Here is a 12,246-nt window from a genome sequence, read left to right as displayed (position 1 = left end):
TGGTTAACTAGTACCCGTTTCTCGCTAAGGAGTACTCGTTTCTCACATACCAGTACTCGTTTCTGAGTAACTAGTACCGGTTTGTTCTTAAGGATTACTATTTTATCACATGGCAATAGGCAATAGGGAGCAGGGAGCAGGGAACAGGGAGTAGGTAAGAGGCATGCTAGCTTGCCTCTTGCCCTTGCGCGTAGCGCTATAACTGATTCAACCAATTGGTCAAATCCACTTCGGTTTCAAAATCTAACAACGCTACTCCTAAATCCTCCAACTGCTCAAAAGATAATTCCTCAATTTGACTTTGTAATTGGGGATTGATTTCACCTAGGCGACGGTTAAGTAGACGCTTAATTAAATTAAGCTCATTGCGCTTTCCTTGTTTTAATCCCTGTTCTAATCCCTGTTCTAATCCTTGTTCTAATCCCTGTTCTAATCCCTGTTCTAATCCTTGCCGAATAATTCGTTGATAAACTACTGACTCTTGCATCATATCCTCCCGAAAATAAGCTTGAATTAACTGCTCATCAAATTTCACCCCAGCCAACAGTTGCACGCAAGCAGATAGGTTACGCTGCTGTTGTCTATCTTCAATCATATCGATTCTGGCTGCTACCTGGGATAGCAGGTTTTCTGGCACTTCCGCTTGTGCTAATACTGCCAAAGGTAGTAACCCTGGGGTGGTAAGTAATGGTTGTGGATCACATTCCCAAATCCGAATCACCCGGTAGCGGAAGGATAGGTTTCTTTCGGTAAATTGATTGACAAATACTCCGGCTAATCGGGTTGGTTTGAGAAAAATTATTACCTGTTCAATGTCTTGATGCAGTCGCTCATGGGGGAAACCCCCAAGACCGCGCTGCATCGCTATCACAACGATACTGCCGATATAACCTGACCCAATAATCCAGCATCCGCAGGGGTAAGGGAGGTTCAGATTGGGGTAGAGTTTGAAATTCCAAATGCAAAATAGCATCAGCAACTCGCACAAAAAACAAGGCATCTGCCCGAATTGGTTCTGTGCTTAATTCGGTGTTGATAATTTCGATATCCTCTGCTGATTCTTGGTTAAACAACCAACGGGTAAAGGCTTGGGGATATTGTTCAACAAGATATTTTAGAGTACTATCGTAAGTCATTACATATAAAAGACAACTAAGTCAATTCTGGTTAACTAATTGAAAAGAGGGTTAAGAGCCACAAATTCGACCACTCGAACCTATCCCAAATCATCTTCAATTCTTGATGCAGTCGCTCATGGGGGAAACCCCCAAGACCGCGCTGCATCGCTAAATCCATGGGAAGGTATGTCGGAAATATTAGCCACTTAACTAACTCTTGAAATTCCCAGTAAACCCCGACAATCATTAACGGTATATCGGGGTATAAAACCCATATAAAATGATTGCTATTGTTGGGTATTATTATTCGATAATAACACATTTATAACTAATAAATAATCGAGATATGGTTAATATTTCTAACATTTTATTTGAAAATATTAGAAATTAAATAAACTATAATATATGATTGATAAATTCTATGCAATAACTTTCTTTAACGAACTCTAAAACCCCAAAAAAAAACTTTTAAAAACCCTTGACAAATAAATTCATAATCATTACAATAATCAATGTGAACCCAAGTTGAACTTTTTCACAATGTCAGACAAATTTACTCGCAATTTCAAGAAAAAACCCACTCAGCACACTCTCAAAGGACCTCGTGAATCAGTAATCAATAGTATGCATATGCTGTATTCCCTAGGTTATGCAGAAATAGCTGAGTGGACTCCTTTAGAACCGACTGAGATTCCAGGAGAAGTCATAACTACTATGACCAAGTATTGGTTGTTGCCATAACACCTTAACTTTCGGGGGGGGTTTCCCCCCTTTGGCCAAGGGTTTCGGAAATTTCTGACATATGTGATTGACATAGCCGTGGATAGTATTTCTACGGCTATTTTTTTTGTCAGCGGTCAGCGGTCAGCGGTCAGCGGTCAGCTTAAAAGAAACCTGGAATAGGATAATTTAATAGTTCGAGATATTTCAGACTTTAAAGTCTTGGTAAAAGTCCATAATAAGCACTCAGCTTTTTAATAAAATAAGCTGTTCGCGTAGCGCATAAGCTGAATGCTGATAGCTGAATGCTGAACGCGCACGCGTGCGCGTAGCGCATAAGCTGACATCGGGAATCGGGAGTGGAATGGGCATCTTGTGTGGAACTGGCATCTTGCCAGTTTCAATATATTCTGGCATCTTGCCAGTTTCATTTTCAGGCAGCCAGGATGCCCACTCTACTCCTATTAAGCGCGAAGACTGAGGTTGAGGGGAATTTAATTTAGCGATCGCACTCCCTAAACTCCGAAACGTAAGTCTAAGTTTACTTCTGATTTCTGACTTGTGACTTGTGACTTGTGACTTGTGACTTGTGACTTGTGACTTGTGACTTGTGACTTCTGACGCTAAGCGTAGCGCTATAACAGTTCTAAATACTCAATGGAGGGCGTTGCTTAATAATGGAATGATTTTAAGAGTTTTCTGGAATGGGCATGTTGCTGGAATGGGCATCTTGTGTGGAACTGGCATCTTGCCAGTTTCAATATATTCTGGCATCTTGCCAGTTTCAATATATTCTGGCATCTTGCCAGTTTCAATATATTCTGGCATCTTGCCAGTTTCAATATATTCTGGCATCTTGCCAGTTTCATTTTCAGGCGGCCAGGATACCCACTCTACTCCTATTCAGGGCAAAGACTAACTATATGGCGTTGCTGATTCTGGGTATGGTTTCGCCCCCCTAGCCCCCCAATTCTGGGGGGAACAAGAATCCATTTATTGCTAAAAGTCCCCCGAGGGAGGGATTGCTCGCTCGGGGGATTTAGGGGACTTGAATGTAGCAAATGAGACTTCTCAGACAACCTCTGAGAACTGCTATAAATAACAGCTAGATTCCCAACCGTTGATAAACCTCGTCCAAATGTTTCAAATGCTGCTGGGGATTAAAACATTCTTCTATTTCAGAAGGGGTTAGCTTACTCGTAACTCCAGGATCCTTAATAATCAAATTGTAGAAGTCTCCCTCAGGTTGATTCCAGGCTTGATGAGCACAAGACTGAACAATACTGTAGGCATCTTCCCGATTCATGCCCTTTTCTACTAAGGCTAACAACACCTTTTGGCTAAAGACTACACCGCCATAAACATTCATATTCCGCTTCATGTTTTCTGGATAAACCAACAAGTGTTTCACTAAATCTGTTATTTCCACTAACATGAAGTGAGTTAAAATACACACATCTGGCAGAATGACTCGTTCTACAGAAGAATGAGAAATATCCCGCTCATGCCATAGGGCAACATTTTCTAAAGCAGCTACCGCATGACCCCGCAGGATTCGTGCCATCCCGCTTAACCGTTCAGAACGAATTGGATTACGTTTGTGTGGCATAGCAGAAGACCCTTTCTGTCCCTTGGAAAAGAATTCTTCTACTTCTAATACATCGGTTTTTTGGAGATTGCGAATTTCGACAGCAAACCGTTCAATGGTTGCCCCTAACAGAGCTAACTGCTGGACAAACTCACCATGGCGATCGCGAGAAATAATTTGGGTTGAAGCAGTATCAGGTTGCAGCGACAGGTTTCGACATGCGATCGCTTCCACTTTAGGGTCAATATTGGCATAGGTTCCCACAGCACCAGAAATCTTGCCCACAGATATGTTTTCACGCAGAGCCACTAAGCGATCGCGATGGCGGCAAACTTCTGCTAACCAACCGGCCAGCTTAAAACCAAACGTAATTGGTTCAGCATGAATTCCGTGAGAACGACCAATCATCACCGTGTAGCGATGTTGTTGTGCCTGGTAGCGAATTGCTTGAGCAAGCTTCTCGATATGTTCGAGGATAATATTTACACTAGCAACCAGTTGCAGTGCCAAGGCAGTGTCTAAAACATCCGAACTAGTCAAGCCTAAGTGAATGTAGCGTCCCACATCCCCTACATACTCATTCACATTAGTCAGAAAGGCAATCATGTCATGGCGGACTTCTTGCTCAATCTCTTGCACCCGCTTGAGGTCAAAATCCGCCTTTGCCTTAATTTCCTCTACTGCTTCACCAGGAATCTTACCCAGTTCCGCTTGTGCTTCACAAACAGCTATTTCCACCTGAAGCCAGGTTTTGAGCTTGTAGGTATCCGTCCACAATTCGCCCATCTCGGGTAGGGTGTAGCGCTCAATCAATTCCAATATCGCAGAACACAACCTTACCATTATAGCACTTATCAATGGGATGAGGAACTTTTGTTTTGGGTTTTAGGGAGTCGGGAGTCGGGAGTCGGGAATCGGGAGTCGGGATGTAGTGCGCTCAAAGGGGTTTTCTACGGGGCTTACAAGGTATTGAATCGACCTGATCAGCAAAATTAACACTATATAATTGATTAATAATTAATGATTAATCATGGGTCAAATCCCCTATTGCCTATTGCCTATTGCCTGTTGCCTTTTGCCTATTGCCTATTGCCTTTTGCCTTTTGCCTATTCCCTATTCCCTCTTGCCTATTGCCTATTCCCTATTGCCTTTTGCCTATTGCCTATTGCCTATTGCCTATTCCCTATTCCCTCTTGCCTGTTGCCTTTTGTCACCTACCATCACCAATTTCCTTCTCAATTCTGGGTCTATATTAATTGAGTACCAGATCAAATAATCGGAGGTCACACTTGAATAATACAGGTCTGATAAAACACCTAAAATGGGCTAAACGGGCTCTAATTGCTTTAATACTCCCAATTTTAATACTCCTATGGGCACCACCAGCCCTTGCCCAAGCTGATCTCACGATCACCCCTAAGAGTATGACTGTGGCAGGGACCAGAGGTTCTAGCACCACCCGCAGCTTACTCGTGCGCACAACTAACGTCGTCAAGGATTTACAAATCATCTGCCTAGACCTGAATACTCAGGATGGCCAAGAAATTTTCCCCGCTAACTTGATTCAGCCTACTTTACCAGGCGAGGAGATTGAGGCCAATAGTCTACTCTCTATCCCGATCGAGTTTCAATTAGATCATGCCCCCAAAAGTGGAGAATTTAGTGGTGAATTTCTGATCAAGTACTCAGAAACTGAACTAAGCGTACCATTAACACTCCGAATTAAAGACCCCTTCCCCATACCTCTGGTAATCATATCCATTGGGGTTATATTGAGCATAGCTGTGTCCGGCTACCGTAACCGAGGTAAACTACGGGACAAAATTCTGGTGCGGGTTGGTCAATTGCGTACCCAACTGCGCAGTGATCCCCAGTTAGCTGATACATCACTAGCCGATCAATTCAACTCCATACCAAATCCCTTCAAGACCCGAATTGAAGGCCATTTGCTAGATGTCGATATGGCTTTGCAGGGGGAACGTTGGAACGATGGTAATCAAGCAATCAAGCAAGCAGAGTCAGTGTGGCTGAAATGGCGCAAAGGTCGTGAAGACTGGCTAGCACTCCTGAATTATGCTCAGACCCTGGAACAAAAAATACCCACCACTCCGGATCTTGACCCCCGTTATCTACAGTCAGTACGCCGTAATTTGCAACAGGCAATCCGAGAGGCACCTGACCAAAATCCTCAAGACTTGTATCAGCAGTTAGATGACTTGGCAAAACAGATTAATCAATACCTGCAACTCGATGCTAAACTCAGCGACTTGGACAACCTGCTGGTGGAAACCACAATATCAACACAAGAGTTACAGACTTGGCAACGTCAGGAAAAGACTTTGCGCACTAAGTTGAATAATCTCGAACCTACAGATAAAAAAGCTGCTCAGGAGTTGAATGGTCAAATCGAAAAAGCCATCACTCTACTAACTAAACAAATACCAGCTAACTCCACTAAGTTAGGCTTTCTGATCAGCCAACCTGAATTATTGCAGAAAGCACCAGGAATCGATACACCACGGATAGTTATCCAAGAGCCAAGACTAGCAAAGATTCGCCTTTGGATTTTCTCTGCAATCAGTTATGCGATCGCAATCGTCCTGCTTGCTGGTAGTGGCTTCATTGAGCTATACACCTATAAATCCACCTTTGGCGCTAACCTTTGGGCTGACTATGGAGTCCTATTGGCTTGGGGGTTTGGTGCCGAAGCCAGCCGGGATGCCATTGCAAAAGTCGTGGCAAATTTGGAATTACCAGGATTAAATTGAACCTCCCTATCCGTCCCAGGAATGGGGTATCCTTTGCACAACCTATTACAGGTTAGCAGGTTAGCAGGTTAGCAGGTTGTTCGCGTAGCGTGGCCTTTGGCCAAGGTTAGCAGGTTAGGAGGTTAGCAGGTTAGGAGGTTAGCAGGTTGAAGGTTAGCAGGTTGTTCGCGTAGCGTGGCCTTTGGCCAAGGTTAGCAGGTTAAAAATTATCTTCTGAACCTTGGCCAAAAGGCCACGCGTTAGCTGAAAGCGGGACGAAGTCCATCGCTGAAAGCGGGACGAAGTCCATCGCTGAAAGCGGGACGAAGTCCATCGCGTTCAACCAAATAACCTTAAACTAAACCACCTTCAACCTTCAACCTAGTAACCTTCAACCTTCAACCTTCAACCTTCAACCTTGGCCAAAGGCCACGCTACGCGAACAACCCCCAAAGGCGAGCAACCGAACATCAGTAATGCAATTAATAGGTACCAATAGGTTGTTATGGCGTTTCTCATAGCTATGAGGTACACATTATTTTTTACCTCTTCCCTCTTACCTGCTCCCTGCTCCCTGCTCCCTGCTCCCTGCTCCCTAAAACCCATAGATTTGTACCTCATGGGTATAATACTTGCTATAAATTGGTGTTAATTTGGCAGATTGACTGGGAACTATATAACTGTAACCACATTGGATTTGTCAGTCAATCGGGATTAACGTGTCAAACACAGAATCTTTAAGTGTTGAGCTAAAACAAGCTTTTCTTCGATTAATTGCCCAGCAGACAGGATTAGTTATTAAAGAAGCAGACCAAGACAATTTAATTGAAACCATCCTTGTGAGAATAAAATTTCTCAAATTTGGTTCACCAGAAAGTTACTATCAACTCTTAGAATCTTCTAATATAGAAAGTAATCAAGAATGGCAAAAACTGGTTATCTTGCTGACTAATACTGAAACTTACTTTTGGCGAGACAAAGGTCAGTTTAATACCTTAAAAGACTACATCATTCCAAAAATAATTCAACAGCAAAATGATCACAAAACAATTCGGATTTGTAGTGCAGGTTGTTCAACTGGAGAAGAACCCTATTCTCTTGCTATTCTCATCCATAAAATTATTCCTGACTTAGAAAACTGGAAGGTTAAAATTTTGGGAATAGACATAAATAAATATGCCCTAGAAACTGCCAAAAAAGGAATTTACAGTTCTTGGTCATTTAGAAATATTAATCCAGACATAAAGCGTGACTATTTTCGGGTAATCAACAATTCCTATCACATCGATGATCGTATCAAAAAAATGGTCACCTTTAAAAGGGTTAATTTAGTAAATGATTCATTTAACAACCAAAACTATGATCTAAAATACCTTGACTTACTTATTTGCCGTAATGTTTTCATTTACTTTGATTCTTCAGCTAAAGCCAAGGTTTTAGATAAATTTTATGATACCCTCAAACCCTTAGGATATCTCCTCACAGGTCATGCTGAACTATATGGTCATAATTTAAGCAAGTTTCAGACAAAAGTATTTCCAGAATCCCTAGTCTATCAACGTAAAGCTGATCAACGTAAAGCCAATAATTTAATCCTTAAAACACCTCCTCTGGTATCCCTAAGCAGTGAGGCAAAGTCTCCTCCGGTAAAGAACTTATCATTAGACGTCTTGCAGAAGTCACCACCTTTGGAACCGCAACCGATAACAGCAACATTTAGTAATACACAAAAAACTAATGTTGCAACAGATATATGGTCGGTTGATGATACCCCTATCAATATAATCAACTCTCAAGAGAATACCAAGTTAAAAAAAACGGCTCAGGAGGTGATCACAGAAGTAGAAATTCTTTTACAAAAATACGATTATGATTTAGCAATTAAACAATTAACCAACTTGCTAAAAATAGATCCTACTAATTTTCAGGCTTATTACCTCATGGCTCAAACTCACGCCAATATTGGTAAATATGAAGAAGCAATTAACTATTGTCAAAAAGCTTTAGATATAGATTACCTTGCGGTTAGCCCCTATTACTTGTTGGCACAAATTGCTGAAGAGCAAGGAAATCTAGTAGAAGCGAAGCAGATTTTAAAAAAAATTATTTATATTGAACCCTATTCTATTAGAGCTTACTTAGATATAATCCATATTTACCAGAAAGAAGGGAATCAAAAACAAACCCTAAAGATGAAGCAATCAGTTATTAACATACTCAAGCAATTATCTCCCAAAACTATAATAAAAGAATCTAAAAACATGACTACTGCTGAACTAATTATCAAGCTGGAAACAGAATTAAACGATTATTGATTATAGCAAAGGGAGCAGGGAACAGGGAACATTGATAATTGATAATTGGTAAATATAGCGAGTAACAAAATGAAAGAGTGTCACTATCTCACCTTTAGCTTAAATAACTGGCTTTATGGCGTCAGCAGTGTTTACGTAGAAGAGATTTTTTTTCTGCCAGAGTTGACACCAATACCACAAGCAGATCCTGATATCGTTGGTGTGATTAATCTCCGGGGTGAGATTTTGCCAGTCATGGATCTTAATCTCAGCTTTAATTATCAATCACCAGACTATCGCTTAACAGATAGTGTAGTGGTTTTAAAATCGGAAAAGGTACGAGTAGGCATCATTGTTAATGAAGTCTATGAGGTAAGACATATATCCCCGTCGGAAATTAGCACTGAATTTTATCATGGTCGAGACTGGCCAGGAGTTGAGGAAAAAAAATTCATCGCTGGTATTGCCAGGAGTGGAGAAGATATTTTAATCCTGAGTAATCCAGAGAGTTTACTCCAGTATGTAGAAACACAAAAGCTTGCCTCCGTTGAAGACTCTCTAGAAAAAGAAATTCAGGATAATAATCACCATGAATCTGAATTGTTATTAGTCCAAAAACCTGTATTTTGCCCAAATGCTACTCGGTCAGAACGAGAAGTATTTCGGAAACGAGCTGATCAGCTAAGGCAGTCGGAAGACAGTCAAGATGTAAAGGATTTAATTCCTCTAGCGGTAATTATTTTACATGGTGAATTCTTTGGCATTGATTTAAAAATGGTGAGGGAGTTTACCCCTATTCGCAAAGTCACTCCTATTCCCTGCTGTCCAGCCCATATCATTGGGAACATGAACCTACGAGGGGAGATTCTTACCTTAGTTGATCTTCGCGGAGTATTAAATCTACCGCTGATGGAGAGAATTGATAGCGCTCAAGCAATGGTTGTAAAGCTTGAGGATATCGTTGCTGGTATAACAATAGAAGAGATATGTGATGTGATTTTCCTGAATCCACAGGAGATAACAGCAGTGCCAACTGGGATCAATTCAGGTCAGACTGAATACATTCAGGGGGCAGCTCCCTATCAGAAAAAAATAATGAGTATTCTGAATTTGCAACAAATTTTCCTGAATGGTGGTTTAGTTATTAATCATTAGACCTTTTGTAATCCAACATATAGGGTTTATCATATTTATCAGGTATACTCAACTTAGTTACCCCTACTCTTAAGCTAACGCGCAACCCCAAGGGCTGGGTACCTCACCAAATTGATAACTACTATAAATGATTAGTGGGTACCAATATTTATTTGAAATTGGTATAGCTGTTTTTATCCTAATGAGGTACGCATATTTTTTTCTATCTCCCCTGAGCGAAAGTTCCCGATTCCCGATTCCCGATTCCCGACTTTTATCAACTTTTGATTAGATATTTATTAATTATTTGTAGCAATTCTTGGGAATCTGGGGGCTTACCTAAAAAATCCGTTGCGCCGACTAGTCTAGCCCGGGCGCGGTCAATAGTGGTATTCTGAGCTGTCAGGATAATAATCGGAGTCTTATGGAAAACTGGGGATTCTCGCAAAAATTTACAGACACTATAGCCATTTGCATTTGGCATATTCAGGTCTAGCAAAATTAAATCAGGTTTGTGTTCAATCAGTTGGGAGAAACCTCGCATCGGTTCTTCAATGCTCAACATTTGATAACCGGCTGGTATCAAGATTGTTTTTAAACTGTGAGCCAACACAGGACTATCATCAATACAGGCGATTAAAGGCTGTTTCTTGGCAGATTTGGTCGGCTGAGTTTCTGATGGGGGTGGCGTTGTTAGAACTGGTGGATTGACAGGGGCTTGGACTGGTGGATTGACAGGGGCTTGGACTGGTGGGTTGACAGGGGCTTTGACAGTTGGTATTGGTAAATCTGGAATTCTTTGGAATTCCACCATACTCTTCTCAACCAAAGGCAGCAAAAAGCGAGTCACCTCTGTCACGGATGTTTTTTGCTCCCAGGCAATATCCCACAGGGTTAAGTTACCATTGAGATACTTGTTCAAACCTGGGAGCAGTTTAGGATCTGTTCCAGGTTTCAAAACTGGTGAGAGATTGGGGCTGAGGTGACCAAAATCAGCAGCTTGCCATTCTTGGTAATTCTGGTTTGCTTGAGCGAGAACAGTTTGGATTTCCCTGGAAGATAAGGCTAAGCCCATGCCAAGAGTCGATGTTTTTTCTTGACTCGGTTGCCAGTTATTTTTTAAGTCTGTGTAGCCACTTAGTTCAAAAAAACATTCTTGGACAATGCTACGAATCATTAACTTTGCTTGGATTAGGCTAATTTGCTTTTGGTTAATTCCTTGCTCTAGAAGCTGATATTCCCAGGGCTGATAGTCCGAGTTCTCGTAGAGTTCAACAACATATTTAGGGCAATGGGACTTTAAGGCTCTGTAAAAGCGCCTCACAGGATGAACGCCATCGGTGGCATAGAGCAATTGACCATAGACAAGGTAAACTTTCCAAACGAAGCTATGGTTGCTTAGAGTTAGCTCTCCAATAGTTCTCTGTTTACCTAATTTTTCTAATTCTTCAATCAATCTTATTAGTATCATTTTTACTGGTTAACTGTACTGGTTAAGGGATAAATATCAGGAGTTACATATGTATAGTTCCCAGGAATTTACCCCTAAGTAACAGCTTCCGATACAAAATGGATTAAGAATGATGAATCATCAGTAATTATTTGTTATTCATCATTGACAATTATGTACTTATTTGTAGCTATTGATACCTAATCTAATTTGATAACCCCCCTAAGCCCTTAGACAAAAAGGAAGTCACAGCTATACAAACTTTCGTCCGCTGATTAAGGACTGGGTTATAAAGGAGGTTTTTAAGCCGGACTTGGTATCACAGCTAACTGTAGTGGAGTGACGACTGTGTGACCGTCGTTCCGTTGAAAATAACAAAATTCAGGGTCTAAGAAAAATGGTCAAGCTCACGGGGTGACAACAAAGCTCAAACCTAGATAGGTGTTAGGTGTTAGGTTTTAGGTTTTGGGTAAAATGAGCGCATCGGAGTCATTTGTATTTGCCAGCAATTGAAGCAATTTTCATCAATTCAACTTCTTCTATAGTTTTATTCAATCCATCCCGCAAGGGCAATCTTCCCTAAAACCTAACCCCTAAAACCTAACCCCTAAAACCTAACCCCTGTAAGATTTTAAAGAGCGCTTGTCACCCCCTGAGCAGCAAGATAGTCAGCCCTAGTCGCGTTTTTCTTTACGGGACCGAAGAGTGACCCCGTTAATCATAGCTAGCTGAACGCGCACGCGTGGGCGTAGCCCATTAGCTTACTGCTTATAGGTGACTGCTGAACGTGCCAAAAAACAACAGACCAAAAAACAACAAACATTGTTACTTTCGCAATATTTGCTGGGAATTCTATGAGTGTAGCCTCAACAGATTGCTAAATCAATCAGTTTCCTCGCCTTTTATCCCATCCCGCATTTGAGGAATGGCTTTTCTATTGTGGATTCTCTAATTGTAGGTAACCAGCTATGTTTGCCAAATCTACCAAACAATTTTTCAGCAAACTTCAGAATCAAATACTGTTCCTGCTGTTTTTAAGTAGTGTTATTCCCCTCTCTGTTGTGGGATGGTATAGTATTTCTTCCTCTACCAATGCCTTATCTAATTTAGCGAAAAGTGAGCTAGAGGAAGAGGTTAATGACCAAGCTAAAAATATCGTGGCATTTTTAAATTCTATCAATGATGATGTTTTTA

12 protein-coding genes and 1 pseudogene are annotated in these 12,246 nt (G+C 41.2%); 8 read left to right on the top strand and 5 right to left on the bottom strand.

What is annotated here, in order from left to right:
* A partial coding sequence (locus F6K52_RS22490; RefSeq protein WP_293082911.1) for a hypothetical protein occupies window positions 1-215 on the bottom strand: 215 nt, incomplete at its 3' end.
* Window positions 197-1,136: pseudogene (locus F6K52_RS22485) on the bottom strand (DUF4351 domain-containing protein). The gene F6K52_RS22490 and the pseudogene F6K52_RS22485, both read right to left, overlap by 19 nt.
* A gap of 522 nt (window positions 1,137-1,658) precedes the next feature.
* On the opposite strand from F6K52_RS22485, the gene F6K52_RS22480 reads away from it, so the two are divergent.
* Both F6K52_RS22480 and F6K52_RS22475 read left to right on the top strand, forming a co-directional pair.
* Entirely contained in the window at window positions 1,659-1,859 is a 201-nt protein-coding gene (locus tag F6K52_RS22480; protein WP_293082906.1) for a hypothetical protein, read from the top strand.
* 338 nt (window positions 1,860-2,197) lie between these two features.
* Complete coding sequence (locus F6K52_RS22475; RefSeq protein ID WP_293082902.1) at window positions 2,198-2,341, top strand: hypothetical protein; 144 nt, start codon at window positions 2,198-2,200, stop codon at window positions 2,339-2,341.
* 151 nt (window positions 2,342-2,492) lie between these two features.
* Here F6K52_RS22475 and F6K52_RS22470 read toward each other — a convergent pair whose 3' ends face one another.
* Window positions 2,493-2,693, bottom strand: coding sequence for a hypothetical protein (locus F6K52_RS22470; protein ID WP_293082898.1), 201 nt, complete (start codon window positions 2,691-2,693; stop codon window positions 2,493-2,495).
* Window positions 2,694-2,943: 250 nt separating this feature from the next.
* Window positions 2,944-4,239 (bottom strand): adenylosuccinate lyase, encoded by a 1,296-nt coding sequence (purB, locus tag F6K52_RS22465; RefSeq protein ID WP_293082916.1) that lies wholly within the window; start codon window positions 4,237-4,239, stop codon window positions 2,944-2,946.
* Window positions 4,240-4,446: 207 nt separating this feature from the next.
* Between purB and F6K52_RS22460 the strand changes: the two genes are divergently transcribed.
* The 5 genes from F6K52_RS22460 to F6K52_RS22440 all read left to right on the top strand — a co-directional run bounded on the left by F6K52_RS22460 (window position 4,447) and on the right by F6K52_RS22440 (window position 9,623).
* Window positions 4,447-4,683, top strand: coding sequence for a hypothetical protein (locus F6K52_RS22460; protein ID WP_293082894.1), 237 nt, complete (start codon window positions 4,447-4,449; stop codon window positions 4,681-4,683).
* Window positions 4,684-4,716: 33 nt separating this feature from the next.
* On the top strand, window positions 4,717-6,195 hold the full coding sequence (locus F6K52_RS22455; protein ID WP_293082891.1) for a hypothetical protein: 1,479 nt from the start codon (window positions 4,717-4,719) through the stop codon (window positions 6,193-6,195).
* A 502-nt stretch (window positions 6,196-6,697) separates the two neighbouring features.
* A complete protein-coding gene (locus tag F6K52_RS22450; protein ID WP_293082887.1) occupies window positions 6,698-6,826 on the top strand; it encodes a hypothetical protein in 129 nt (42 codons plus the stop codon).
* A 67-nt stretch (window positions 6,827-6,893) separates the two neighbouring features.
* Entirely contained in the window at window positions 6,894-8,489 is a 1,596-nt protein-coding gene (locus F6K52_RS22445; protein WP_293082882.1) for a CheR family methyltransferase, read from the top strand.
* A 69-nt stretch (window positions 8,490-8,558) separates the two neighbouring features.
* Window positions 8,559-9,623 carry a chemotaxis protein CheW gene (locus F6K52_RS22440; RefSeq protein WP_293082877.1) on the top strand — a complete coding sequence of 355 codons (1,065 nt, stop codon included), beginning with the start codon at window positions 8,559-8,561 and terminating at the stop codon, window positions 9,621-9,623.
* Between the two features lie 256 nt (window positions 9,624-9,879).
* Here F6K52_RS22440 and F6K52_RS22435 read toward each other — a convergent pair whose 3' ends face one another.
* The gene (locus F6K52_RS22435; protein ID WP_293082874.1) at window positions 9,880-11,073 is read right to left on the bottom strand and encodes a response regulator; all 1,194 of its coding nucleotides are present in this window, start codon (window positions 11,071-11,073) and stop codon (window positions 9,880-9,882) included.
* Between the two features lie 947 nt (window positions 11,074-12,020).
* Between F6K52_RS22435 and F6K52_RS22430 the strand changes: the two genes are divergently transcribed.
* The coding region (locus F6K52_RS22430; protein WP_364419131.1) for a hypothetical protein at window positions 12,021-12,246 on the top strand (226 nt) is incomplete at its 3' end.

Origin of the sequence: Moorena sp. SIO3H5 (assembly GCF_010692395.1) — a bacterium.
GTDB lineage: Bacteria > Cyanobacteriota > Cyanobacteriia > Cyanobacteriales > Coleofasciculaceae > Moorena.
The sequence above is the reverse complement of the archived record's forward strand: the minus strand, read 5'-3'. Positions and strand labels throughout refer to the sequence as shown.